The organism is Natrinema sp. LJW11, assembly GCF_056135975.1.
In genome coordinates this window covers 113287-139633 of the sequence record NZ_JBWBDM010000007.1, presented here as the reverse complement: position 1 = coordinate 139633, position 26347 = coordinate 113287, and the positions used below count along the sequence as shown (strand labels likewise).

Annotated in this window: 14 protein-coding genes and 2 pseudogenes; 7 read left to right on the top strand and 9 right to left on the bottom strand. The window is 54.9% G+C overall.

What is annotated here, in order from left to right; genetic code table 11:
• Nucleotides 1-29: 29 nt before the first annotated feature.
• The 3 genes and pseudogenes from AC0QDI_RS18490 to AC0QDI_RS18480 all read left to right on the top strand — a co-directional run bounded on the left by AC0QDI_RS18490 (nt 30) and on the right by AC0QDI_RS18480 (nt 4556).
• Nucleotides 30-2261 carry an MFS transporter gene (locus tag AC0QDI_RS18490; protein ID WP_474670802.1) on the top strand — a complete coding sequence of 744 codons (2232 nt, stop codon included), beginning with the start codon at nt 30-32 and terminating at the stop codon, nt 2259-2261.
• A gap of 156 nt (nt 2262-2417) precedes the next feature.
• A pseudogene (locus AC0QDI_RS18485) lies at nt 2418-2564 on the top strand (transcription initiation factor IIB family protein); the annotation flags it as partial.
• A 393-nt stretch (nt 2565-2957) separates the two neighbouring features.
• Nucleotides 2958-4556, top strand: a complete 1599-nt coding sequence (locus tag AC0QDI_RS18480; protein WP_474670800.1) for an ATP-binding protein — start codon at nt 2958-2960, stop codon at nt 4554-4556.
• A 38-nt stretch (nt 4557-4594) separates the two neighbouring features.
• Here AC0QDI_RS18480 and AC0QDI_RS18475 read toward each other — a convergent pair whose 3' ends face one another.
• The 3 genes and pseudogenes from AC0QDI_RS18475 to AC0QDI_RS18465 form a co-directional block, all read right to left on the bottom strand.
• Nucleotides 4595-6652: a phospholipase D family protein gene (locus AC0QDI_RS18475; protein WP_474670798.1), complete on the bottom strand. Its 2058-nt coding sequence runs from the start codon at nt 6650-6652 to the stop codon at nt 4595-4597.
• Between the two features lie 62 nt (nt 6653-6714).
• Nucleotides 6715-9234 (bottom strand): Piwi domain-containing protein, encoded by a 2520-nt coding sequence (locus AC0QDI_RS18470; RefSeq protein WP_474670796.1) that lies wholly within the window; start codon nt 9232-9234, stop codon nt 6715-6717.
• A 564-nt stretch (nt 9235-9798) separates the two neighbouring features.
• Nucleotides 9799-10389, bottom strand: a pseudogene (locus tag AC0QDI_RS18465) (ADP-ribosylglycohydrolase family protein); the annotation flags it as partial.
• Nucleotides 10390-10699: 310 nt separating this feature from the next.
• Between AC0QDI_RS18465 and AC0QDI_RS18460 the strand changes: the two are divergent.
• The 3 genes from AC0QDI_RS18460 to AC0QDI_RS18450 all read left to right on the top strand — a co-directional run bounded on the left by AC0QDI_RS18460 (nt 10700) and on the right by AC0QDI_RS18450 (nt 16936).
• A complete protein-coding gene (locus AC0QDI_RS18460) occupies nt 10700-12439 on the top strand; it encodes a hypothetical protein (protein WP_474670794.1) in 1740 nt (579 codons plus the stop codon).
• On the top strand, nt 12436-15429 hold the full coding sequence (locus tag AC0QDI_RS18455; RefSeq protein ID WP_474670792.1) for an AAA family ATPase: 2994 nt from the start codon (nt 12436-12438) through the stop codon (nt 15427-15429). Before AC0QDI_RS18460 ends, AC0QDI_RS18455 begins: the two co-directional genes overlap by 4 nt.
• Nucleotides 15430-15811: 382 nt before the next feature.
• Nucleotides 15812-16936 (top strand): tyrosine-type recombinase/integrase, encoded by a 1125-nt coding sequence (locus AC0QDI_RS18450; protein ID WP_474670790.1) that lies wholly within the window; start codon nt 15812-15814, stop codon nt 16934-16936.
• A 404-nt stretch (nt 16937-17340) separates the two neighbouring features.
• On the opposite strand, the gene AC0QDI_RS18445 is transcribed toward AC0QDI_RS18450, so the two are convergent.
• Both AC0QDI_RS18445 and AC0QDI_RS18440 read right to left on the bottom strand, forming a co-directional pair.
• Nucleotides 17341-17589, bottom strand: a complete 249-nt coding sequence (locus tag AC0QDI_RS18445) for a hypothetical protein (RefSeq protein ID WP_474670788.1) — start codon at nt 17587-17589, stop codon at nt 17341-17343.
• Nucleotides 17590-17852: 263 nt separating this feature from the next.
• The gene (locus AC0QDI_RS18440) at nt 17853-18329 is read right to left on the bottom strand and encodes an ArsR family transcriptional regulator (RefSeq protein WP_474670787.1); all 477 of its coding nucleotides are present in this window, start codon (nt 18327-18329) and stop codon (nt 17853-17855) included.
• A gap of 115 nt (nt 18330-18444) precedes the next feature.
• On the opposite strand from AC0QDI_RS18440, the gene AC0QDI_RS18435 reads away from it, so the two are divergent.
• Nucleotides 18445-19227 carry a DUF8170 family protein gene (locus AC0QDI_RS18435; protein WP_474670785.1) on the top strand — a complete coding sequence of 261 codons (783 nt, stop codon included), beginning with the start codon at nt 18445-18447 and terminating at the stop codon, nt 19225-19227.
• A gap of 33 nt (nt 19228-19260) precedes the next feature.
• Here the strand turns inward: AC0QDI_RS18435 and AC0QDI_RS18430 are convergent, their stop codons facing one another.
• From AC0QDI_RS18430 to AC0QDI_RS18415, 4 genes are all read right to left on the bottom strand, one after another.
• On the bottom strand, nt 19261-19686 hold the full coding sequence (locus AC0QDI_RS18430) for a hypothetical protein (RefSeq protein WP_474670783.1): 426 nt from the start codon (nt 19684-19686) through the stop codon (nt 19261-19263).
• A 167-nt stretch (nt 19687-19853) separates the two neighbouring features.
• On the bottom strand, nt 19854-23285 hold the full coding sequence (locus tag AC0QDI_RS18425; protein ID WP_474670781.1) for an ATP-dependent helicase: 3432 nt from the start codon (nt 23283-23285) through the stop codon (nt 19854-19856).
• Nucleotides 23285-24229 carry a PD-(D/E)XK nuclease family protein gene (locus AC0QDI_RS18420; protein ID WP_474670779.1) on the bottom strand — a complete coding sequence of 315 codons (945 nt, stop codon included), beginning with the start codon at nt 24227-24229 and terminating at the stop codon, nt 23285-23287. Before AC0QDI_RS18420 ends, AC0QDI_RS18425 begins: the two co-directional genes overlap by 1 nt.
• A complete protein-coding gene (locus AC0QDI_RS18415; protein WP_474670777.1) occupies nt 24192-26270 on the bottom strand; it encodes a PD-(D/E)XK nuclease family protein in 2079 nt (692 codons plus the stop codon). The genes AC0QDI_RS18420 and AC0QDI_RS18415 overlap by 38 nt, the downstream gene beginning before the upstream one ends.
• Nucleotides 26271-26347: the final 77 nt, after the last annotated feature.

Genomic DNA, 26347 nt, shown 5'->3' with positions numbered 1-26347 from the left:
TTATCCGACATCATTGATATTATCACTCAATGCGCCGACTTACTGCGGTCGCGATCGCGGCACTCGTTCTCGTTTCAATTCTAGCTGCTGGTTCAAGCGTGGCGGCTACCACCGCGACAACGCAACTCAGAGATACTACAACGGGAATTTCGTATGGGCCGGTCACTGACAGTAATATCGAGAATTTCGACAAGATCAAATCAACGCTCGAGCAGTTCGGGATAGAACCTCCTAGCGAGACAACAGTCGTCATCGACTCAAACAATGACCGGCATATCGTATTCAGTTCTGACCCCATTCCGGCAGGGGAAGCGACTATCAACGGAAGATCGTTCTCGGCCGCCGAGGTTTCCGGGAATATCATCGTCGCGGATGATTTCGAGGTCAAAACGGGTGGAACACCAGTTTCATTCGACGACTTAGATGAGAATCCCCAAGAACACGAATATGAGGTCGTTCGGCTCGAGGCTTCAACAGCAGTCGTTTCCCTTGCAGCCAAACCCTCATCAGCCGTCTCGAGTCAACAGACAATTGGATACTTTGCCGAACCTGGTGGCCTATCCAGCGACCTCTTTCAAGAGCCACCAGGCGAACTCGCAAGTTGGGGAATGCTGAATGAATCTAACGACTCAGCACACCGGAATGGTGACTTTCTGATTCAGGTACCCGAATCGGGTGCTCGAGCACAGTCATTTAGCCAAGAGTTCTGGGGCGAGGGTGTTGCGGCGGTCGACATCGCAATAGTACCGATCTATGGACCGAGTGGAGATACCTCAGAACCGACCGGGTACGACATAGTGCTTGTCGACGTGAACTATGACAGTCAGACGCTCGATTCTCCTGCTGAAATCCGGAGTGGTGACTACGAAGGGGAGATTGTCACGGTTGAATCGGATCTCGCCGGGTCGTCAACATCTAGTCAAGAATATCTCACCTCGATCGCGTCGTGTGGTGATAAATCGGTTGCCGTTCCAATGTCACCCCCGATCTGTGTCCCGGTGACGCATGATATCGTCGTTCATTCTGGTGTTTTAGTTGATGGGACTAACCCTGGCGAGATGCCGATAACCTACGCAGGTGTGTCCAACAAGATTCAAAACGTTCCGACAGCGACTGAAACTGGTCGGTACGAAATGACTGGCGAAGTCGTCAGTACGAGCGAGATTGATAGTTCGCTCGAGGGTGGATACGCGTTGCGCGTTTTCGATATGGAACGTGTTGGTGATGCGAGCATTGCAAGTAGTTTCGAAGCAGACGCCGATCGGGTAGAGCAACGGATCAAAGCACAGTTCGAGTTTGACGATTCTGAGTGGGGGCAGGGAAGCGACAGTGACGAGGGTACTGACGGCAGTCAGGAGGGTACTGACGGCAGTCAGGAGAGTACTGACAGCAGTGGTGAACCAACTGAGGAACAAAGTAGCGACGGGGGCGAAAACGCAGTCAATCCCAGCAGCGGAAGTGATGGTGGAGATGGGGGAGGGAGTGACAGCAGTGAGGATGGAGAGACAAGCAACGAAATAACGAGCGACAGTAGTACAAACAGTTTCATCGCCTCGTGGACAGCATCCGACATAGGAGCATTCCTTGGGGCTATCTCAGCAGCCGTATTCTTGTTAGGTGTCGTGTTAGAAGGGGCGAGAGGGTTCAAAAATCGATATGGAAGCGAAGAGCCCGTCCTAACTGAGCAAATGACGACCGCGATCGTTGCCAGTGCATCGGTCGGGATGCTTGTAGGCGGGTTCTTACTTGAGTCGGACGTGAGTTTGCTGTTACTCCTATTTGGTAGTGTGGGTGTTTTGACGTTCGTCGGCGATTATCTTATCCGATCAGCCCTTTTGCCAACCCTGAAACAAAATCTGAATTTGGAAGGGGAAGAAAAGAAATCGGTCAGAATTGTCGGCGGGGTTGTCCTTCTGCTTGGGGGATTAGCGCTCGTTGCAATAGTTGGAAGTGTTCTCCTCCCCGGGCCTGCACTCCCGATCGTTCTCCAAGTACTGTTCGCCGTTATGTCTACCATCGTCGCTCTTTTCGGGTCGATAGTTGGCGGGATACGATTCTATAAGAAGTATCTGACAGAAGATACGTTGAATACGGCTGGGGACATGGGGCTTGCGATTACGTTTACCGGATCAATAGGTATGGCTACGGCAGGGTTTCTTGGCGAAAGCATATTTGGTGAGAGATTTATCTTCATGGGTGGAGTGCTTTTCTTCGTTTGTTTCATTGTGGCTACGGTGAAAAGTGTCTACCGGATCGTATGAACATCTGAATAGCGCTGTATGAACGAGCGGAATACACATCAGATATATCGAACATTCAGCCGGAGCCCCTTTCACAGAGGATAGTTATTCAAACGGTAATAAATCTCATTACTCAAGCCCATCTAGTCAGGCCAGCGCGTCGGTGGGGCCTTTATCCACGGGCCTGAATGGCGAGCGTTCGAGGTGGACGAATGTGAACGAACTGGTGCACCACTCACGGCGACGCGACATGACCGGGGCTTATCGACCGAGATTGGCTGCGGGACTGACGCGAATGGGAATACACTCTCCGGACGGAAACGGCTTCCAGATAAACCACGGTCTGACGACTCCAGTGATCTCCTTCGCAGGCAACTAAGTGTATCGCAAAACAAATTGGGTCTCTCGAATCCGAGATAGGAAATCAGTCGCGGAGACGTCAACAGCTCCACGAGCTACAAATAGTTTTCAAGAGTCTCCGTTGGGAGGAGGTGTGAATGCAAATTCAGCTACTATTCAGATAGACCAGCGGTCAAGAGGGGATTAAAATTAACTTTAACATTAAGTCAATGAGATGAACGCCACAAACCTAATTTTGGAAAGGCTGATAATGTTGGTCTGATTAGAGACGGTAGATTGTTTAATAAGCGCTGGAAGGCCCGCTAGACAAACGAATTAGCAAAAGTAGTATCATCACAAAGTCGAAAATAGAGAATAATGGCCAAAGACACAATCGACAACTCGCTTCTATCTAACCTCCATCGTCACAATCCATGGTGGAGAAACGGAGTGAGCGCACTTGATGAATTAGACATCCCAGCGCAAAAGAAAAGTGATTTTTATCGGTTCGCATCACCCCACAAATCCGAGCCGGAACCCGACAAATACGACGTGTATGCGTTAGTTGGGCAAAGAGGAGTCGGAAAAACCGTACTCATTAATCAGTTTATCCGTCAGCGAATCAAAGCAGACGAGATACCTCCTCAAAACGTACTCTACATTCCGTTCGACGAAAACCCGCTGTATCAGCTCCAGTCAAATGATCAGCTGCGACGTGCGGTCAATTATTACGAGGGACGCATCCTGAGCCAGGTGTTTGAGAAGGAAGCACCACAGTACATCATCTTAGACGACGTACATCGGATTGAACATCCGAATAAGTCTCTGGAAGGATGGGGTGAGGAAGTTAAGTCATTACTCGAGGGATCGGAAGACCGACATGTGATTCTCACTGCAAGTGCAGAACTCCAAATCGAACGGGAACTCAAACGAGTTGGATTCGATGCAGATCGGTATTCAGTTTGGTCGGTTTTCCCGGAAAAGTTCCGTGACCATATTCAGAGTGTTTTCCCGGAACTCGGAGAAGACGAGAAACGACTGAGTCCCTCGCCAATTCGCCGAGGTGAGACAGGATTACCAAACGCCTGTCGCACGAACGACCCGACGCAATTTTTCGAGACGTTACGCGAACTCTATGACTCTGTAGAGACCGATGCGAGTCGCATTCGTTCACAGGTGGTGCACTACCTCGCACTCGGTGGGGTCCTCAGCTACGAAGCAGAAGGGGCCGACTCTGCATCTAACCTCTCAGAAGATGCGTACAAACACCGTCGCGAAGACGTACGGCTCTCACTCTACCAAGAGATACCAGGTCTAGATGCAGTAAAGAATATTGCAGACTTGGAGCGGCTATGTGCACTCGTTGCAGCAGATCTGGAAACACCGTTCAGATATAACCGTCTTTCTGAACTCTTCGACGTCGATCGACGAACACTTCGAGAGAGCTACTTCGAAGCCCTCAGTAAGCTGTTCCTCCTCACACCATCGCCAGAATACGATAACAGTCGACCACGTTCCATTCGACTCTACCTACGTGATACAGCACTCGTCAATGCCTATACAGGCCACACGCCCAGTGAGGTCCTCAACGACTATCAGCTCGAATCGAAGCTGGCGCATGTGGCAGCCTTCGACCACTCGATGCGTCTCAGTTTCAATATGAACTTTTCCGCAGGGTATGAATTCGATGACTATGATCCACCAGCTGAACCGACAGTCGAGTACTGGCCCGGAACGGAAGGTGAGGTCAATTTCGTGTTCGAATGTGCTGGTGTTCCTGTTCCGATCGGACTCGGCTACAGGGCAGGTTCGATGGAGCCAACAACGAATGCAGTCGCGGAGTTCATCGAGACCTACGAAGCTCCGCTTGGGGTTGTTGTTGCGGGAGACACAGCGACCTTGCCAGAACCAGTCGAAGTTCTTGAAGAGACTCCAATCGTACGTATTCCATACTGGTTCTACCTCATGCTCACATAGCGACACAAAGATTGGATAGTGAAAGGAATACGTGCAGACTATCTGAATCCCAGACGCTGCAAGAACCCGCGTTTAGGTTTGATACCAGTCCACTCAAAGAACCGCTCAGGTTGACTAAACTCGATCCGTGCTCGTTGCTTTTCTGCCCGAATCGTCGCGGGCACGAGCTTCTGGTACTTCCAGACGTCTTGTGACTCGAGTTCAGCAGAGAAGTCGGCCCGGATGACCCCGTTCCGCGTTTCAAGGGTGAAGAGGCCGCTCTCGTGTGCGTGTCGCCACACTCGCCGGCCATGGTCATAGATGTCCTCGGCAGGGCCTTCAGACGGGAAGTAGTTTGGTTCGTCACGCTCGGCAAATTCGTAGAGCTGTTTGAAGACATCTCGAGCGACAGCTAACTTGTCCGACCGGTCCGGAAGCGAAAGGTCTTGCTCGAACATGAAGTGCGAGAACCAGGAGAAAAGTCGGTTCGGTTCGTTTGCAATCCGGGCGGCTTTCTCGCGCTGGTCACCAGTAACGTCGAACATGACGTCGAAGTCGAGGACCTTCATGCGGGTGCGGAACTCCGACTTGGGCTTCGTGTGGTTACTGGTGAAAATGAATGTGGGGAACGAAACTGAGCCATCCCAGCCCCCTTCCCAGTAGGTCTTGACGATGTCTCGCTCGACATTGCCCTTATCGACGTCGTCGACGACGAACGGGAAGACGGTATTCGACCCTCGACACCGGTTGATTGCGTCCTTCGTGAACTGTGTCCCTTCCACAGGTTCTGCCACATACCCATTCGAGATGAGTCGAATCGCAAACCGGATGAACATCCCCTTTCCGGAGTCGTTTCCACCGTGAATGTAGAGGAATGGGAGGTCCTTGTCGAGCTCAGCGCCGGGAGTACCAGCGTAGTGGCTAGCGAAGTAATCCGCGAACGGGGCCCAAAAAAAGTAGATCAGTGCCTCATAGAAATGGGCCATCGTGGCCTCGGAGTACTTCGTGTCCCCAAAGCGCTGAATCGTCTCGATATAAGATTCAATATGCGCTAGTGCATCGTCGACCTCCGAGGCGTGGTCGGGCGAAGCAGTGAGTTCTAGGGTGGTGTTGTCCACCTGCATTCTAACCGACTGCTCTTTCTCATTGAGCCACATTATCGGAAAGTCGTCATTGAACGACCGCATATAGCGAGCGAAGCCAGCTGGTGATCCACGAAGTTCGGTCGGTTTCACGGCAACGTTGTGACGTGTAAGCGTAGATTTGGCGCTTTTGACCGGGTCTTCGAGACCCTGTGGCGAGAGTCGAATCTGTTGGCTCGGTCCAACATCGGTGGGGTCGACATCTCCGGAACCGTCCGTTGCGAGCGCAATAACTTCGTCTGCCTCATCCGGGTCGGAAGCCACGTTGACCCGTCGAATCCGCTCGTCGTTTTCGTCGAGAAGATCGACGATACGGCGATGAAGATCTCCAGTGGGATTGTTCGACGGCATCGTTCCATCGACCCAGAGGTGCAGTTCCTCTGTTTGCTCCTCTGGTGTCTCGGCAGCATCGAGTCGCTCTGTGAGATCCTTCATGAACACCTCGCATTGCTTTCGATGTGCCTCATAGAACTTCTCGAACCAGGTGTCGATAACTGAAGTCCCATCCGTTGTAAAGGCAACCAGCATGTTCGTCTGGTTTCCCTCCCACGCTTGTTTCGAGAGGTTGGGTGACCCGAGTATGAGTGTACGAGTACCATCGCGATTCTCGATCAGGTACAGCTTCGAGTGAAGCGTCACCTGCTTATCGAGAGTGAACAGCTGAAGCTGCTCATTCTGGAGCAGATGGTTTAGTTGCGCTGCCAAGTCGACGTCTCCCTGCAGATCTTTTCGATACTCACTCTGGCGGTAATCGCCGATAACCACTTCGAGGAAGTCGATGTCGAGCTTTTCGTGATTGAATACTTCGTGAATTATCTGTGGCGACTGCGAGTAGGTGACAGTGCGAATCGCCCGTGCTTCACCGAAGTACTTCACGAACGACTGCCATGACCGGACCATCGCGAACTCCATCTCGAGTTCGACCGTGTCGTCGCCGTCACTGCGTGGGACTGTGATAGGGGTGCTGAAGTTCATGGATTTGTGGGTTTGAACGGACTTAGTGGTGAGATCGCCGCTCACCATCGGCCGAGGGGTGGCTACAGGTACGGAACCCCCTCGATCAGTTCACCGTGGAGTAGATAGCCTTCTCGAGCGTGCTCAGCGCAGCGGTCTGCGTAGTAGGTCGTAATTGGAAGCCGAACACTCCTCGAGACACTTCCAACGTGGGCTTCACTCAGCCAGTACACCTGTTTCAGGAGCGTTAGCATCGACGTGTCGCCCGCACGTCGAACGACGCGTAGCGTTTTCGGGGTACCGAGGTTATCCGAATCATCAAATTCGGGTTTCCCGGTGGTCGCGATGAACCCGTGGGTATCATCTTGGGAGATGAACAGCCTGCCCTTTTCATCGATTTTGAACGAGTTATCCTCGTACCGGGCGATGCGTGGAGCACCGCTCTTCCGGACGTCGAGGATGTCGATTGAGACGCCCGAGTCTGCGAATGGAGCCTGAATCTCATCTGCATCCTCGAATAGCCGACCGTCACGATGGATGACGATATGCTCGGGTGACCGCCCTTCGCGTCGAACGAATTCCTGGAAGACGTCTTTGATGACGTCGATGATGGATTGTTCGTCGAACGTCTCTCCTGATTGTAGTGTCTGGGTCTTCGAGGCGAAGACCGTACCGTCAGCGTAGACCACGTTTGCACTGGCCCCGAGATGTTGCCCCGTCTCCGGATCGCGAGTGACGTCGAGGCCGATGAAACAGTCCGCTTCGCCGGGCATCTCGTCGACGCGCCATGGAACACCACCAGCACCTGCAATGAGCCCCATTGCAGTGTTGTTCATCACCCATCTCGTGCCGAGGTTTTCGGTCACGATCATCTGCGACGGAACCTTTTGCTTTCCGAGCCCTTTCTTGAATTCAGGGTACGGATCGGTGATATCCCCAGCAGTGATTCGGTCGTCGTCCCGTGGTGGGACGACAGCAAGGACAGCGTCTACCGACTCCAGTTCGTTGATGACAGCAAGGTAGCTGAGTTCACCACCGAGTTCGTAGGGAACATGACGCGCTGCCGTTGGCTCACAGTGGCATTGTGAAAGCTTGTTCTCGAAGTTCGAGATGAACTGCTTACTCTCCTGTTCGCTCTCCGTGGGGTAGACGTACGCGATATCGAAGCTCGTGGGTTGCTGGTAAACCCCTGAGCGTATCCCGCTCGACGGAGTGGTAGCCGTTCGTCCGTCCTTAAATCGGAGATTCTTCTCGCGATCGACGGCCGTCGACATATAGGAGAGACTCGGACCGAGAGGCTCTGGAGCAACCGTCGCATCGATGTCGGGGAGACTGCCGAGATGATCGACGAACTCGATAGCGTGACGGAACCGCTTGTCTGGGAGCATCTTTGCCTCGCGGTCCCACCGTCGATGGAAGGCTGGGTCCAGTTCCTTGACCACTTCCTTGCGCGGCGCAACTCGGAGCAGATCTGGCACGTGGATTCGAGCAGGTTCGTCTTCCTGATACTGGATATCGACGAGCCGTGGATTTTTCTCGCGGAGCGCCTCAAGGACACCTTCGGGAACTCGATCCTTCTGAGCATACCAGTCTGCAAGTGAGAGGCCGCCGAGTTCGTCGAGAGCATCGGTGAAGTGGTGGTCGGTGAATCCCACTACTCGTCCGGTCCCACTGATGTTGTACCGCTCGGGGTCGTGCTCGACGATAGTTCCGACCAACTCGCCAGTCTTGTCCTCGTAGACGTCAGCAGTGACCTGACTCCGTGTGTGGTAGCGCACTTCGATGCCTACGAATGCATCACCCGATGGCATGACATCAACCCGTGCGGCGAATTCGTAACACGCCTCAAAGAGCCCATCTCCGGCAGTGATCGACGGTGTTCGCGCACGAATCCGGTTGATCTGGTACGGGTCGTATGCCGAGTCGTCGATTGCAGCTTTGACGAGTGACTTGAGGAGCCGCTCGATCCGATGACGGTCTCGAGCATCAGTCGCTTTCAACTCTCGCTCTGTGGGCTCGCTCAGTGAGAGGGGGTCCGCGAGTTTATCTGGGAGTTTCCGGGTCGATACTATTCGCATCGAACCAGCATACGCTACACCCGCGCCAGTGATCCGTCGGAGTCGACCAGCGCACCGGTAGGTGACTGTATCAGGGGCATCCTCGAAGGCCTCAGCCGCTTCAATCGAGTACTCGTAGACCGAGAGGGTATCGAAGGACCGACTGATCGGGAAGAGCGAAAGGTATGCCTGGTCAGGAGACATGTTTCCGAGGATGGTGTCAACACGGCCTACATCGTCGGTACTGGTCTCGTCTTCCTCTGATGCCTCCAGGGGTGTTGCACGCATTTTCGACGAGCCATTCAGACTCTGTTTCCCGTTGAAGACATTTCCGCGTGCGTTCTCGAGTCGGTACCATTGGCCGATTGTCCAGTCGTAATCCGAGAGCGCGTTGTTCTTCCAGATCGCCAACGAGAACCGATTCCCGTCACGGTCAGCGACAAGAAGACGAGTCGCCATCTTCGGGCTGGGCTTGTCGAGTTCCTTGAGGATCTGAACCTCGATTGTTATCGGCTGCTTGTGAGCGATGTCGTCCTGAGTCTTCATCCTCAAACAGAGGTACGCATCACATAACTTAATTCTAGGGGAAAGCTGAAACGTGATGTTCTTTTTGATTCTAGAAGCCCAATAGGGATTGGTTTTTGTATTGGCGCATCAGAAGAAATACTACACCCATTTAATGATAACATTAATCTTAAGAGTATCAGAAACGGTATCGAGTCACTATTCGGGTCGCAGAATTGTAAGGGGAGAATTAAATTCGCTATATGGACTCTTCAGGAGGGTTAAATAGACGGTCGAGTTCGAAAAGGGCTCAATGTCCCCTGTAGCATAATGCGAAATCAACCGTTCGAGGTCATCTATCGTGCAGGGGCCAGTATCACCGTTATCAAGTCCATCGACATACAGCTCTCCCAGAACCTGCCCAATGTGCTTGCCCTGTACATGTGCGGAGTCAATCGCATCGTATCCCTGCAGAGACGTCTCCAGATTATAATCGGAATAGTAGGTAGGTGTCGTCTCGACGCCCTCCCAGTCACAGAGCGTCTCGAACTTCGGGAAGTCCTTCCATTCCGGAAGTCGATTACCGTGGCGTTCAGTCGCTGGATGTCCGTGATACAGCGATGTTTGCAGCGTATCGACCACGTAGCCGCTTGCACTGAGCGTGTCGGGATTGACACCGTCCGGAACGGAGCGTAACGCTGTGAGGAGTTCCTCGGGAGCATCGGCTTCGATATGATCGAGAGCGTCTCTGAGAGGAGTTGGTCGCTGGGCAAGCAACCCTGCCAAAGTAAGATTGAGCACGACACAGCCATATGTGCAGCGCGGATCCGCGTGCGTGATCGCTGAAGACATCGCACTCACACGTACAAGGTCACTCCACTCGTCCCGAAAGGCGAGCGAATACGGCGCACAGCGCATTACGCTCCCATTTCCGGCATTGCTCCCTTCGGCGCGGGACTTCCACACCTGCTGGCCAGCATCACGTCAGGATGCTCCGTGTTTGATGTTCTGGATGGCATCACTGGTCATCAGGCCAATGTCGAACGGACCACTGTCGTACCAGGCGACAAAGCGCTCAGCGATATCGTCCGGCCTAAACGCGTGATGCTCGGCAAGGCTGCAGGCAATACAGAGCGCCATTTCGGTATCGTCAGTAATGGTCCCTGCAGGCTGATTGTGCGTCCCGTGGCCCAGCATCTCTGTAACCGTTCAGTGCGTCTGCGAGATCTGGTGTGAGGAACGGAATTCGATGGGACGTCCGAGGGCGTCGCAGCTATAAATCGCTTGATCGACCTGTACCCACTTTTGATCTCCCAGCGGTACCCATACTCACTGAGGAGTCCCGCGCCACCGCAGACATGAACACGGGACTGCGTGGCGGTAGTCGCGGCGGCATGAGGTGAAGAGCAGCGCTCGGGAGCCGTCGTCTATCGGGGCTAACAGGAGACGATGATCGGCAACCGTTGTTAGGACAGTTTAAGTACGCCTATTCCAAATCCTTCTTCAAATGCCGGACGGCGATAATATTCATTCAGTCGACAGGGTCGCCGGGGGGTTCGAGAGGAATGCCTACTCAATCTTCGATGACAGTCGCGAGAAAGATATCGTGTTGTGGCAGCCCGGGACAGTCGTCGAAGGCGTTCAGTCGCTGCCCAGACCGGGGGAAGCGAGACAGAGGGCGGAGTCATTTCTGAGTCTGGCGGAAGACTCCGACCTCGCGGTTGCCCCCGAGTGGAGTTATAATGTGGAATGGGTGTTCGAGCACGATGAACTGTTCTTCGAGGAGAGCCCGCTATTTGTCCTTGGCTGTCGCCCAGTCGAGATTGAGGAGATGCAGGAGACAGTCGAAAACCTGTGGGAAGAGGACTTTTACGTGATCGGGGAGGACGTGCCGGACGAACCCGGCAAGGAGTTCGTCACCCCGACAATCGTCCCTCTGCGAGCCGATGCGCTCGGCAACATCGACAAGCCGACAGTCGTGATTCAGTACAAGACCTATCCGATGAGCGAAGGGGCGAACCCGAACGAGGCCGACAACCTCGCAACCGGCAACCGAATCCACCACCTCGGGCCGCTGACCGGAGCCGGAATCGTCGTCTGGACCTGTTCGGACCTCTTGAACGATGAGGACGATGACCTCCAAGAGCAGGTCAGAAAATATGTCAAGAGAGGGAACATCCTCGTTCACCCACAGTGTAACCCGAAACCGTTCCACTCGGAGTGGACCAATTTTCGCTCAAGTATATTCACTAACAAAAACGACGTGACGTACATCTGTGCTAACTGGGGGGATGTCCCAGGCGAGGACGAGAACGACGCACAGTGGGGGTACTCGGGCGTGTACACAAAGGCCCGCGAGTGGTCGTCACTCGAGAACTATAACAGGACGTACAATAACGGGGGTCTACAGGGGGTGCTCCCGTCTAGCCGCGCCGAGTGTGTCTGGACACTGGTCGACGACGGGGTGAGTAGACTACGTGTGCGACGCGAGGGGAACGGCCCTGCCCCAGCACAGGGACTCCGCCCGGAGCCACAGATCCTGTGTACACGGACCTGGAACGGATCGGCATACGACGAACGGCCGGAGGTGATTGACGAGTGTGAGTGTGAGGTGTGTGACGACTGCGACTGTCGGACGTGTTCAGAATGTGAATGGACGGAACGGAAAAGACGACTGCCCGACCAACCACGCGAGGCGGAACTCGTCGCGGCGGTTACATTCTGGGAACTTGACATAGGAAGGCTGGGCAGTCTCGAGGATAGGTATGACGTGCCGCTGGCGGCACTCAAGAACCTCCGAGCGAAGGAGGGTGAGAAACTGGGACACTCGTTCGCGGTTTACGGACACCGCCGCGGTAACAGTGCTGAAAGGAACTCGAAACGCCTCCTTGAGACGTTCCAGGCGGCCAGCGGGAAGTACGGTCGTTCCATTGACCCAGCGGACCGATGTGGACCACTAGATATTCCGATCAATGCCATCGACGCCGGTGAGCGTGGCGTTGACATTTCGCTTTCGCGGCTTGACGATCCGACGGCAGGAGCACGGCGGCAACATCTCACTGACATCGCCAAGTTGTGGGTACGTCAGGAAGAGAGAAGTTACAAACCGCTTGTCTTGATGGTATCGGCTATTGAAACTCAGCTGAAGGAAATCGACGGACTAGAGAACGTGACAAATGGCAAAATTGAACCTGAAGACGTCACCGCGAGTGGTTCGCAGGTCGAATTTGTCGAGGTGAATCAATGACCGATATCCCGGCGGAGTTGGAAGCGACTGGAGAGGTAACTCCGGTCTATCCGATAGAAGACTGCACTGACGAACCTGAACGAGCGAAGAGCGCGGAGTCGCTGTACCGGATAGAACGGACTCGGGAACAGGGATTCGATGACGAGGTGTTGTTCGTCCGGCTGCTGACGGGTGGCGACCACGACTGGGAGACGCTACTGGAGATAGACACCCGACAGCTTGAGCTGGAGTTCTACAATGACGACACGCCGAACCAGTGGAACATCCAGCTGTTCTGGGCCTACGAGGACGACAGTGTACCTGACGACGAGTTTCGCCGCGAATTTGAGAGAAAGACGAAGTTCGCCATCCGGCGGTGTGTCCCCTGCGAGTTGCTGGAGGAGTTCCTCCGCCCGCTGGAGCACAGCCGTCAGGCACTGTCCGAGGTGAACGACGAATTCGGGCGCGAGGCGCTCGTCCAGCGGGTGACTGGCAACGGTTTGGAGTTCCTGTTCGATCAGAACACCAACCGCGACGAGAAGTTCGAGCGACTGCTGGAGATTGACGTGGATGATGTCGGCAGTGCTCGCGCCCCGTCATCGGTGACAACCGATGACCGCCCCACGGCCGTCGACACTGTCGAACTGGGAGACTTCCGGGAGGAGGCGTCTAAACAGCGACTCGACGCTGCGCAGTTCACCCTCCTGTACGGCCCTAACGGGACCGGAAAGACGAGTCTTCTCGACGGGATCACGATGGGGCTCGTCGGCCAGACCCGCCGTGACGACGACCGTGTCGCCACCTATGACGAGTTGAGTGTCACGCTGAAGGGGGCCGACGAACCGCTACCGATGGACTCAGGATCGGTGAACGACCGGGTCGCCGACTGGTTCGGGTTCCGGCCGCAGGGGCCGGCGAGACGGCATGTCGAATTCTACCGCGTCAACTACCACGAGGCCGGCGAGACGACGCGACTCCTTGAACCGACGACCGACTTGGAGATCGAGCGAGTGTTCAGGAACTTCCTCTACGGCGAAGACCTCGCGTACGCTACGAAGGAAAAGGACGAACTTCTGGACCTGCTTGATGGGGAGAGCAACGATACAGAAGAGGAGATTGAGGAGATCGAGTCGAAACGAAAGGAACTCGAAGTCCGCCGAGACAAGGTGAAAGACGCCCTCTCGACGCTCGGAAGCGCTCGACGTGACCTTTCGGCGGCAACGTCTGCGCTCGTCGAAAACGACGATTCGGGAGGCGGAAGAGAATGGACAGACGAGGAGCCGCCACGTGAACAGATCTCACGTTGGCGGGACTGGCTGCGACGGTTCGAACGGCTTGAGGAGGGACTCGACGCCACGATGTCAGACTTGACCTGGGAGACCGCCCGCGATCTACGGTCGGGACTTGACGGCGAGGAGGACCTTCTCGAGCAGAGAAAGAAGGGCCTCAAGGATGTTCGGGAGTTGAAAGACGAGCGTCGCCGAGTCGTCGAGGTTGGGAAACAAGTCGAGTCCGAGATGACTACAGAACTGCCGTTCTCGACGTTCTTCACTGGACTCCTCTTCGTCGCCAATGGAACCGGCCGAGAGGACGCACGTCGACTCGTCCGGGGAATCGAGGAGACGGATCTCAAAGTCGAGGAGATTGAATCGAAACAATCTGCCGAATCGTGGTGCGAGACCGTCGAAACGGCACTGCACAAACGGCGCGAGGACTTGGAAGAGACCCGCAACCGACTGGCAGAACTCGGTGATCTGGAGGAACGTCGGCAAGAACTCCGTAAGCAGATCCGTGCAGACACTGAGGAGTACCTCGAGATCACTGACGACGAAGACGTTCAACACTGCCCAGCCTGTTACGTCGAACAGTCTGCCAAGGATATCCGGACACGCAAGGAGCCCGAGCACACACACGACGCGGGCGGTGTTCCGGAGAGTCTCACCGAATCGCTGAGAAATGTCGAGCAGGCGCTGGAGGTCGTCGAGAGTGCCGACCTGGCAGCTATCGACGACGCCATCCGTCGGTACGACGGCCACCTGTGTAGCTTCGACGACGTTCCGCGGCTGTTCGGTCTTGTCGCAGACGGCAGGGAAGGGGTTCTACCCCCCGAGGCGACTCCCGAGATAGTGGAGGCAGTCGCCAGGCTAGCACAGAACCAGCCTGTCTACAAACGTTCGGCCGATGCGGTGCTAACAACGGTTCTAGAGAAAATCGAGGCCGACATCGCAGAGCTGACCTCGGAGATACGCGACTTCGGTCCCAGCACAGATGTACACCGACAGATCGACGACTGTGAGGATCGACTGTCGGCCGTTCAGCGGGGACTCGATGTACTCGAAAATCAGTGGCCAGAAGAACTGCTCGACGCCAGCCCCGCGGTTGAGTCCGACCGTCGGATGCTAGAGTTCGCAGTCGAAGAGGCGGTGGACTCGGCCGTGTCGAAGCCGGTCTCGAAGTTGTCGGACGAAATCGACACGAAGATGGACGAAAGCGACCGTCTGAAAGATCGTATTGAACGACTGCAAGAGACGCGTGATCACCTCAGGGAGACGTTCGCAGGTGTTGAGGAGAGCCTCGACGAAGTTCTCGGGGAGTACACCGAGATAGTCACGACACTGTTCAAAGTGTTTCAGCGACCCTACGACTTCAACCGCGTCGAACTCACCGACGACAACGAAAAACTCCAGGTCGTCCGGCGGGAAAGCGGAGAGGTGGTAGGGATCGATGAGATGAGTTCCGGCCAGCGGACGGCGCTCGTGCTGGCGATCTTCGTCACGAACAACCTTGCACACGACTCCGCGCCGCCGTTGATGTTGCTAGACGAGCCGTTCGCGCACTTGGACGAGCTCAATACGCTGTCGTTTTTCAATCTCGTGATCGAGCTCGCAGTCCGGGGCGACCGACAGATCGTGTTCGCTACCGCGAACGACAACCTCGCCTCGCTGCTGGAGCGCAAGGTGGGCGAGACCGAGGCGTTCGAGCGGGTCAATTTGGAGAACCGTCGTCGCTGAGCAGCGAGCGCTCGGAGGTCGATCATGAATCTGGTCGTCAACCGAAGGGTTCCGAAGAGGAGGGGGGGACGAAAGCGACCGAAGGATACGCTGGAACTCGTCGACGACAGTCTGCGTGATCAGCGACGTGTAGTTCTCGCCATCTTCACTGAAAGCGTGTGGGTATCGTACTCCACGCCGAACTCACCGTAGCGGATCGGTCTCACCCATGCAAGGAGCAGCAATCTATATCGTCACATGAAGTTTATATAATCCAATTCGAAGGTTTCAACGCCTGTATTTGATGAATTCGACAGTATTCAGAAACCCCCATCCACTGTGTATTAGATGAGTTGTACACAGTAGATTTACGTAGGTCGCCGCCGTCGGTCAAGCACGAACCATGGAACCGGACGAGGGAGACGCTACACCTGGGGGAACGCCGGTCGAGGCGGCCATCCAGCAGTATCTCGACAGTGTTGAGGCTGGCAACTCCCGGAAGAACTTCCAGTCAACCCTCGTGACGTGGCAGTCTTGGCTACACGAGGAGCGGGGAGTGACGAGCCTCGAAGAGCTGGACGTCCTCGACTGTCGACGGTACGCTCGCCACCTCAAGCGACGTGTCCGTGCCGGGGACCTGAAAGCAAGCACCGTGACGACCTACTACGCGTACGTCCGTGCGTTCCTCTCCTTCTGTGTTGCCGACGAACTCCTGGACTCGAATCCAGCGAAGGCCAAGCGCGCGACTGACGAACTCCCAGAAGACCTCGGTGATGCCGATCGCCAGTTCTGGCGACAAGAAGAACGGCGTGCGATCCTGCGCTATGTCGACGAGCGAGTCCAGCGTGCCCTCGACGACGAGGCAGACATCTCTCGGGATCGTGCCTACCGTGACCGGGCAATCATCTATCTCTTGTCTCTCTCGGGTGTCCGTGGGGCAGAGGTATTCGCCGAACCTTCCGACGAGAAACGCACCGGCATCACCTGGAGGGACGTCCAGCTCGACGCTGGTGCCGTCCGCGTCCTCGGGAAGTCACGCGAGTACGAGTATGCCCAGCTTCCTGAGAGGGCTGCGACGGCGCTTGAACGGTACAAGACCGTCCTCGATCCACCGACCGACGAGTGGCCGGTCTTTCCCAGTGCACACGCTCCCTCGAAATATCGCGCCGTACGCGAGCAGCTGTCGCAGCGGGATGTTCCAGACGACGAAATCGAGACCATCCTCGAGAGCGACAACATCGATACGATACTCCGAGAACACGATGTCGTCCCCCCAGCAATTTCGACGAACGGAGCACGCAGCCTGATGAAGCGGCTCTGTAAGGATGCCGACATCGCCGTCGACGGTGACTATCTGAAACCCCACGGCGCTCGTCGAGGACTGGGTCACGAACTCTACGCTAACGGTCATGCTGAATTAGCGCAGTCAGCGCTCCGTCACGCCAGCATCGAGACGACCCACGAATCCTACTCCGATATCCAAGCTGCAGAGACTGCGCAGCAGGTCGATGATCTACTGAGCGAATGATTTAACCAACAAGGAGTTACCGGAGTAGTTTGTTGGTTAAGAACCAGCACTACCGGAAGACCAGTTACTCGTAATATTAAGATTAAATTTGCTCAGAAATCGACGTGTCGAGTGATCACGTGCCGACACTCACGGTGGAGAAGGAATTCAGAGGCACGTTCTGGCGTTCCATTCTCGTGTTGACTCGCATGCTCCTTGATAAGTGACTGAAGCATTGTGAGCGGAACAGCTCCATCTCGAGACTCTATGTCTCGTTTGATGCCAGCACAGATTTCTGTCGTTCGATGATCATCGGGCCCTATCCACTGGTAGACGTACTCTTGGGAATCAGCTTGGGACGAATAGCTTTGTACCCGTCTCAGGTTCGACATCGCGGTACTTTCCGTTCCTATAATCGTGAATGTTCAATCTTCATCTAATCCCGTGCGTGCAGTTACCTCGTCGGTGATTCCTCGCATACTGTAATTGCCCTCAGTCAGTTTCCTGCATAGAATCTCTGCGATTTGCTGGGCCTGAGACTTCGGTATTCCTTCATAATACTGGTGTATCGCCTCAGAACGAGCGTTAACGTCGTTCCAGTCGTACTGTGGAATCGTCTCTGACGGTTCTTCCTCGGTACGGGCGTTCCCAAATAGCCGGTCAATGAGTCCCATAGTAGGATTGAGATTTGTTACCACAAAATGATTTACACGAGTGGAGGAGTGTTATACTCGCTTTCTCATTGAGTCAATTCAGGCATCAATCCTAATTCTTAATCTTAAGAATAAGATTATACCATATCAACCGAGGTTCAGCGCCAAGATGAATAGGAGAAGTTCGGTTGGAGAGAAAATGCTTTCCGAAAATTCGTTGGATAGGGGTGCCGGCAGTCCGACTAAGAGTCGATCGAGTTGGCCTTTCCTATCCCGGACACCCGTTATGGAGCGTTAGGTGTCTCGGACTCGGGCTCATCAAACTCGAGGGCGTCAGTGACGGCCTCAGGGAGATCTGGTCGCGGAGCACCTTCGTGACGCATCACCCGCTCAGACTTGTTCGTCTCCTCATAGACTGCGCGTGCTATCGGGACGCCCCGGAGGAAGTTGTGTTCGTAGAGGATCTCGACACCGCGTTCAGTCGGTCCCCAAAATTTCGAGGGGAGATTCCGCGTTGACGCATTCGGTTCATGAACGTAGACGTCAAGGATACCTGTCTCTCGAAGTCGCTCAAGTTGGTCGAGGATAGCGGCCTCGTTCTTCGGGATCATGTAGTCAAGTTCGGCCAGCGACACGAGGTGAGCTGGATGGCCGAGGATTAACTGGATGATGAGGTGCCGAGTCTCCTGCGAAAGCAGCTCACGTATTCGTCGCTGCTCTGCAAACGGATCCTCGAATCCCTCCGGAGCCGTATCGCTCATATCTCAACCTAGCCTTCTCGACTGCATAATGGTTTGGGTCAACTAGGTCAATGAAGTCGTTGTTTAACTGAGTTAATCAGAAACGCCTATGACCCAGCCAATTGTGTCCAACGGTATGAGTGGTCCATCCGTTCCGCCGAACGCAGGCAAAATTATGGCAGCCGTGCAGCGGGCGTTACGCGGCCTTGACGTCGGGTCCACCGAAGCGACCCAGATTCTGTCGTGGGCAAACAGTGAGACGCCGGCAATCTACGACCGCGATCAGACTGCCTATCTCGTCCTTGGAAGCTATCGTGATCCGTATCTCCGACGCGTACGGGCGGTCAGCGATCGATTGAACCGCCGCTATGGAACATACGCATTTCTCATCGGGGACCTCACTGACATCGATGTCCCACGTCTCCCCGAGTTTCGCGTGAAATTCCACATCACAGCAACACTCAGTGACTACGTCGCTGCTGTCTTCGAACAGGATGCAGGTGGCGAAGTCAACGAACTCGGCAAACTTGGTGAAACCGAGTACTTCGAGAAGGCGTACGCCTTCCCCCGCACGTATCACTGGGAAATGGAAGAAAATCTCGCAACTGAACACGATGTTCTCGCTGCTGGGGCACAGATTATGGCTGCTACGGACGTCGACGAGGAGACGAAAGCTGCAGAACTCGAGGCGCTCGTCGACCGGGCAGAACACGCTGGTATCAATATCACAGTCGACGATATGACTAGCAAGCTCGAGGATAAGCAGATCGACGTTCCCTCGTACAGCTGGGTTCACTTGAACGACTTTCGCCTCTTCGAACTCCACGGGCGGTGTTATCCCTGGACAACTGTGGATGAACTACTCGGAGCAACGGACGAGCTTCCAGGGTCTCCCAGACCGAACTGGGAACAACAGTAGAAGAATAACCTTATACTTAAGATTAAATTCCTTCTATGGGCGTACTTCCTCCAATATCTCGAATGAATTCGAGAGGAAGCCTCGCCAGCCATTCTTCTCAACGTACTCGAAGTCCGGGGAAAGGATAGCGAGTTTTGTGAGTTCCTCTTCCCATCCAGCCTGAGGGTGAGTGTAGACGATCCAAGGGGCAAAGCTCGGTTTGGGGAAAATCTCGTACTCACCCCCACGCCCACCCCTAATTTTCAGGGTTGTTTCGCCAACGCTCGTTCCAAAGCCAGTGATAGTGTATGAAGTCGAGTCGTAGTTCCGGTCTACCGTCTCCCAGATTACCCGATAGTCGTCTAACAGTGCTCGATCGACGCTTTCCAGCGAAGCAATTGCTTCAGTAAGAGCCTCGAATACGGATTTCTCTCCATGTCGGGTCGACCAGTTGAGGACGACACCACTCTGAGCAGACATCCAGAGATATTACTTTCCAGATACAATAAACAAATCGCTATCAAATACTCCAAGCTATAGGAGACGCATTAATCCTAAGTTTAATTCTAATATTAAGATTAGTCCGGTTGGACATCGGCAACAACAGCAATCGACAGGCAGGAGAGAATAGAAGAGTTTGCGAGAGTTTAGTGAATTTGGCTGCAGGACAGGCTGCGATGGGGACACCATTTGCAGTGATCGCCTGCAGTGTAGTCATCATAGGTCGAGCCTTCAGCCTCTTGTAACCGTGTGAGGAGGGCTTCCCGACACTGATCTAACTCGTCTCTCGAAAACGAACGAGTACTCATGTCGGGGCCAACTGAACCGACATAGACATAGCCGGCTTCATCGATTCGTTCGTCAAAGAGCTGTTGGCATGCGAGCAGGTAGATCGGTAACTGGAGGTTGTCATCGAGCGAGCGCTGCACCGTGGTCGCCTTGTAATCGAGGACGACGAGGTTACCAGCCGAGTTGCGACAGACAACGTCAATTTTCCCCGTAATCGTATGACCATCAATGTCGAGCGTGAACGACCGTTCTGCACTGAGGATCTCCCACGAACTCGCCTCAGTGCTGAAGTACCGATCGATGCAATCCTTGGCCTGATCAACGATATCAGCCGAGTAACTCTCCTGGCGGCCGAGTTCCTCACAGACATTGTTCCACTCCTCGGATGACATCAGGTTCCGTTTCGCAGCTATCTCAGCAGTATCGTGGAAGAGGATACCCATGTCCCGAATCGACACAGTGTCGGAACCGGTGGCACCTAGCTGGGGGTCCTCGAACGCACGAACAAGATAATCGAGATAGTGTCGCCGGGAACACTGGCTGTACTTCTCGAGCGAAGTATAGCTGTGCCGGTGACTCAACGCAGGGCCACCATCCGTCGACAGTGCTTCAACGGCAAATCCAGCCGTTGCAGGTGAAACAGAGTCAAGGTCCCCGTTCAGCAAACCACGAGCAAGTTCAAGGACGCGATCCCGCGCCGCTGACTGGGATAAGGGTTCGCCGTTCACAGAGATAGTCGGACCCAGGCCGCCATCGGTCGGAGCAACCTCGTCCGTCCAATCTGTGGCCTCCGGTGGAAGTCCAGTGGTGACCTCTTGCCAGATGGGGAAGGACGCACCGGTGGCTCGCCAAGGGATTTGCTCGGGGAGCCAGGAGTCGATGAACGATAGCGAGAGATCACCGTCATCAACTCCGCCGTCGTCGGCGTGCCGACCAACGAGTACGAGCTGCTCTTCCGCACGCGTCATGGCGACGTGGAAAATGCGGCGCGCTTCATACTCGTCGCGCTTTTCGAAGTCCTGGTCGAGAGGGGTAGCAGCCGTCTCTTCGAGCGTGTGGCCGAGTGTATCGTACGAGCGCGTGCTTGGTTCCCACTGGTCAGCAGAAAGGTTCGGAAGAAAGACGACCGGGAATTCTAGTCCCTTGCTCTTGTGTACGGTCATGATATTGACCGCATCATTCACCGCTTCAGCTTGGTCTTGCACGCCAGCGATACTATCGTCGAGTGACTCCATGAGGGAGAGCAAATCGAGGAACGACTCGTCTAATGCTGGCTGGAGCGCTCCCTCTCCGAAGGAGTCGATAAGTGACTCCAGTGTTCGTAGGTCTCGTCGTTCTTGTGGCGACAGGTACCAGTCGATATTTGTTTGTTCTTTCAACTCGCGGAACAGACGAGCTACAGAGTAGATCTCTCGCTTGGCACGCAGCGCCTGGAAATCTTCGCGGGCTCGTTGAACACGTTCCGGTTCACGAAATTGGTCGAGCGGAAGCGACTGCAATGCCTCCGGTAACGAATCAGAGGCAGTGTTGAGTAATCTGAGATCAGCGTCGTGAAGGCGATAGCGCATCGTCAACACACGATTCAGACTGACCTCGTCTGCTGGGTTTGCGAGTGCTTTGAGATACGCGAGGACGGTCTCAACACCAACCGAATCAGCCGCGAGTCCACCAGTGAGTTGATACGGGATGCCACGCTCTTCAAGCGCCCGTACAATCGGCTTTGCATGACGATTTTTCCGTACGAGAAGTGCGATGTCGCCTGCGTCGTACGTTTCATCGACGTCACCGAGTGACCCTGTAAGGAGGTGGCCGATTGCAGTCGCAATCTGTTCAGCTTGCTCTTCATCGTCCTCAGCTGCCGTTATCGTCGCAATGCCATCGCTCGCATCCGCAGCGTCACCGACCGCGGTGAGTTCCTTCTCGCTCCCACGGGCCTCTAGCTGTGCGATGACGTTGTTCGCGACATCCAGAATCGGTTGCTTGGAGCGGAAGTTCTCCTCAAGTGTTTCTGGAACCAGTGTCTCGTATCGTTCCTCGAGTCGGCGCCCGATATTCTCAACTGCCGCCCCACGCCATTCGTAAATCGCCTGGTCATCATCACCGACCACGAACAGTTGGTCATCGTCAGCGAGCTGGTCGACGAGCTCGAATTGGACAGCATCCGTATCCTGGAATTCGTCACAGAACACGTAATCATACTGTCCCGCAATCTCGGCACGGATGTCTGGATCCTCAAGGAGCTCGAGTGTCGCACCGATCAAGTCGGCAAAGTCGACCAACGATTCCTCGTGTAGGCGTTTCTCGTACGCCGTATAGCCGGCTACCAGATCGGCTGCTTCTTGGCATTCCTCGACGAACGACCGAAGTTTCCCGGTGAGCGTGACGGAGATCGAATCGGGGATACCGCTCGGTGGACTGGAATACGTCCCGAACAGATAGGCTGGTAAACGGAACGCAGGCTTGTGCTCACCATCGATGATCGACGCCTCCTCCGTTTCTAATAGCTCAGCGAGTGAAGTACAGGTTTCCTCCATGCCGCGCAGATATGTCGCGACCGACCGTTCGACCCCAGCCTGACCGAGCGCAGATCGTTCGTCTGCTATTGATTGCTGAAGGTCGGCGATTTCGTCACGCATCTCCTCGAGGCGGTCTGCAGACGGGGCCCGCCAGCTGACCCGCACCGTCTCGTTCGCCCAGTCGACAATTCGGTCGACGAGTGCCTCTAGTTCTAGGAGGCGGTCAGCGTCACCAAGGAATGTCTCGATGGTTCTCGGGGAGATCCCTTTGCTCTTCATTGTGGAGATGAATTTGAGCAGGCTGCCTGCCGCCCCATCGGCATGCGAATCGGGACCATAGACTTCAGGACTGGTGAATCGATAGGTGATTTCATCGAGCGCTTCGTGAATGAGGGCGGTTCGATCAGCGTTATTCACGACATCGAATTGCGGATCGATTTCAGCGTGATACGCGTACTCTCGAAGGATATCGTGGCAGATGGAGTGATAGGTATACGCGTTTACGTCGTATCCCGGTGCGCCAAGCTTCTCGTTCAGCTTCTCGCGCATCGAGTCTGCAGCCTTGTTCGTGAACGTCAATGCGAGGATTCGATCCGGTGAGACATCGTGTTCGTCGATCAAGTGCTCGACCTTTCGAACCATCGTGAACGTCTTACCGGTCCCGGCTCCGGCCAACACTCGCATCGGATACTCACCAGACTCGATGATGCGCTGTTGGGGAATCCGCGGTGACGGCTCTTCGACGGGTTCGTCTTCGGAGGGTGGTGGTGACATCAGAACTGCACCTCCTCTGCGAGTGCATCGGTACACATAGATCGATAATCACATCGGCCACAGGCATTCTCGCGGATGGCGTCCCACTGAATGGGTTCGAAGTCGTTCTCACGTATCCCGTCGTGTGCCCGCTGAATCAGCCCCCAGATCGTTTCTTCTTCGCTATAGTAGGTTTCCTCGACATCACGACCATAGCCCGAGACACGGGGTCGGACGCCGGCAGTACTCTTTTCGAGATCCGTGTTTGCGAGTAGTCCATAGTACGTGAAGACGATCTCCATCCCCGGCTCGTAGACGGATGTATTCTGAATCCCCTCGATGTAGGTCGCCACCTGAATTGCACTCTTAACGATACGAGGGTGATAGTCCTCGCCGGCAAGGTGCTCGCGGAGCTTCTCCTTTGCGCGGTCGGTCGTCGAGAGCTCATACCTGACGGATGGCTTGTAGTCGATAATCTGGAGGCCGTCGTCCGTACGGACGACATTATCAGCGTATCCGTGGAGGAAAATATCATTTCGTTCACATTCGAGTTCGACTTCCGTGAGAACGGATCCACGAACGTGATCAAGTCCTGGACCGCTCGAGAAGTAGGCCTCAATCGCTGCACGGGCGAGTTGTTTATCATACTCGTAGTGAGCAGCAGTGGCGTACTCAGTGCGACTCATGCGAGAGTCCCACTCGTCGGCGAAGGCATCGAGCGCGAGAGTACGAATCTCTTCATCCGACTCTCCAGTTACGGTCTCACAGACATACTCAATGGTGCCGTGCAGCGCCAGCCCACGGTCTAAATATCGGCGCGTTTGATTGGAATTTTCGACAGAGAGGTTGTGCTTATATTCGTACTGACGCGAACACCGAGTGTACGTTCCCAGTCGGGAAGGAGACAACGGTCGCAATGAGTCGGAATCAGTCACGGCGAACCCTCCCTTCAGCGAAGTCGACATGTGCTTCGAATGCGGCTTCAAGTCCGGGGTCATCTGTCTCATCCAACAGCTGCTGGATCGCGCCGAACTGCGTCTCAATCGCGTTCAGGTCGACGTCACCGCCAGTGACGGGTGCGGTCCGTACGTCCTGAAGAGCACGATCTACGCTGGAGAGTACTCTCGTTGCAGCACGACCCTGGCTATGGACGTCCTCGTGGGTGATCGAGTCAAATTCGAACTGGTCCCGGAGCTGTTGCAAGAAGCGGGACGGCTGTTTGTACTTTCCTGGATCTGCTGCGTTCTCTGTATAGGTACAGAAATACAGTTGATCCGTCGCCGCGTTGGCGCCAACCGCGAGGAGCCGTCGGCTCAGCTCAGTGTAGTACGCCGAGAACGGGTGGTTGATGTTGTCGTCTGCGGTCGGGAAGGTTTCACGAACTTCGTCTCGAGTCGGACTCGTGACAGCAGGGTATTCGGGGAGTGATTTGAGTTGCGCAATCGGAAAGAGCGATGAAAAGCGTGGGACTGCAGGGTACTCCTCCTCGACGACGTTCAGGACGAACACCGCCTTCCAGGAAGCGTTTTTGACCACACGAGCAGAGTCGACGAGGACCCCGCCCTCCTTTACGTCGACCTCGCTGTAGAAGTCAGGTGCAGAGTATCGGAATGCTCGCTCCAGTGCCTGACAGAACGCGTTCCACGAGGATTCCAGTAGCGGACAATCCTCAACGAACCTCGCGAGGTCGAGAATACGCCCGATGTGCTGGAACTGGATGCGAGCTTCCAGACGTGATTCGTTCGCAGCTACCCGTTGCTTGAGATCCGTATCGAGAACCCAGGTCGTCAATGCGTCCGAAACTGGTTCAGTCGCCAGCTCGTTACCGTCGAGAATCGTTGTGAAGTCCGGAACTCTCGCTTCAAGCAGAGTTCGGGATTGGTCATCTCCACCCGACTCAAGAGATCGAGCAACATGATATAGCTCCCGAGCGGCAGGGTCATCAGAAAGCGCACTCGTGGTGATGGACGCCGTCGGAATGCCTGCTTGCTGTAAGATACGAACGGTCTCTTGGATAGGTGAACTCGAATCTTTGAGGACGACCGCGAACTCATCGTACGACCACCCCTCTGTCGTTCGACGGCGTTCGATTTCTTCTGCGACGGTCTGCACCTGATCGGCGAACGTCACCTCGGTTATCTCGAATAGACCGTCCGTAGCTGCCGGTTGTGGCGCTTCGCCTGTCGCGAGATACGCTGCTACCTGAGCAGGTCCTGATATGGGACGCGATGAATCGTGATCGACGGTTTCCATGCGAAGATGGTCGGTGATGTCTCCGGGTTCGTTCCGGACCCGCTGAATACTCCCATGTCGTTCTCCGACACACACCAAATCAGTGTCCGTCGACGCGGCTGCCAAGAATCGGCGTTCCAGGGCAGAAAACTCCTCAACCTCTACTGTCAGAATCATATCGAACTGATCGAGAATCGGCGGACGTGCGGTCTCCGCCTCCAGGTACTCTAAGGCTCGTGGGATAATGCTCGCACGTTCAGCATACCCGTTCGTCGCAAGAACCTCCTGCAGGTGAGCCGTGAAGTCGAATAATTCAGTGAGCGAGGAATCGTTCGGGTCCACGTTCTGATTTTGCCACGCTGCTGCGAGCGTGAAGCGACCGACGTCGTCTTCGAAGGCATCGAAGGCCGACGCTTGTTGCAGAAACGAATCGGCCCATTCGTACTCGGAGAGCACCGACGCAAGAACAGCAGCACGCTCATGCTGCGAGACGAGCGTCGGGTTCTGTGGGCTTGCTTCGAGGATTGTTCGAGCAAATCGCGTAAGCGACATCACTTCTGGTCGTTCAACGGTCTCGACATGAGTTGCCAGAATATCGGTAAACGTCTCGATGCCAGTCGGGAACCGCTTCAACACGAGGATATCGCCGACATCGTGTTCACTCAGACACTCGACGAAGATAGGTGCGACTCGCTCCTCGATCGGGGGGCCGGTTGGAGAGAACAGATGAAGTTCACCAGGAAGCTCCGACATTGTATGACCAATTGCAGACATAGTACTGTCGTCTGCACCCCCATTTGATAAATCTTCAGTACGTGACTATGCGATGACGGAGATATAACGCGAAAAAC

What these genes read in the sequence shown, in the direction of transcription:
- AC0QDI_RS18490 (WP_474670802.1), top strand. Translation starts at nt 30, where the DNA reads ATGCGCCGACTTACTGCGGTCGCGATCGCGGCACTCGTTCTCGTTTCA.
- AC0QDI_RS18480 (WP_474670800.1), top strand. Translation starts at nt 2,958, where the DNA reads ATGGCCAAAGACACAATCGACAACTCGCTTCTATCTAACCTCCATCGT.
- AC0QDI_RS18475 (WP_474670798.1), bottom strand. Translation starts at nt 6,652, where the DNA reads ATGAACTTCAGCACCCCTATCACAGTCCCACGCAGTGACGGCGACGAC.
- AC0QDI_RS18470 (WP_474670796.1), bottom strand. Translation starts at nt 9,234, where the DNA reads ATGAAGACTCAGGACGACATCGCTCACAAGCAGCCGATAACAATCGAG.
- AC0QDI_RS18460 (WP_474670794.1), top strand. Translation starts at nt 10,700, where the DNA reads ATGCCGGACGGCGATAATATTCATTCAGTCGACAGGGTCGCCGGGGGG.
- AC0QDI_RS18455 (WP_474670792.1), top strand. Translation starts at nt 12,436, where the DNA reads ATGACCGATATCCCGGCGGAGTTGGAAGCGACTGGAGAGGTAACTCCG.
- AC0QDI_RS18450 (WP_474670790.1), top strand. Translation starts at nt 15,812, where the DNA reads ATGGAACCGGACGAGGGAGACGCTACACCTGGGGGAACGCCGGTCGAG.
- AC0QDI_RS18445 (WP_474670788.1), bottom strand. Translation starts at nt 17,589, where the DNA reads ATGGGACTCATTGACCGGCTATTTGGGAACGCCCGTACCGAGGAAGAA.
- AC0QDI_RS18440 (WP_474670787.1), bottom strand. Translation starts at nt 18,329, where the DNA reads ATGAGCGATACGGCTCCGGAGGGATTCGAGGATCCGTTTGCAGAGCAG.
- AC0QDI_RS18435 (WP_474670785.1), top strand. Translation starts at nt 18,445, where the DNA reads ATGAGTGGTCCATCCGTTCCGCCGAACGCAGGCAAAATTATGGCAGCC.
- AC0QDI_RS18430 (WP_474670783.1), bottom strand. Translation starts at nt 19,686, where the DNA reads ATGTCTGCTCAGAGTGGTGTCGTCCTCAACTGGTCGACCCGACATGGA.
- AC0QDI_RS18425 (WP_474670781.1), bottom strand. Translation starts at nt 23,285, where the DNA reads ATGTCACCACCACCCTCCGAAGACGAACCCGTCGAAGAGCCGTCACCG.
- AC0QDI_RS18420 (WP_474670779.1), bottom strand. Translation starts at nt 24,229, where the DNA reads ATGTCGACTTCGCTGAAGGGAGGGTTCGCCGTGACTGATTCCGACTCA.
- AC0QDI_RS18415 (WP_474670777.1), bottom strand. Translation starts at nt 26,270, where the DNA reads ATGTCTGCAATTGGTCATACAATGTCGGAGCTTCCTGGTGAACTTCAT.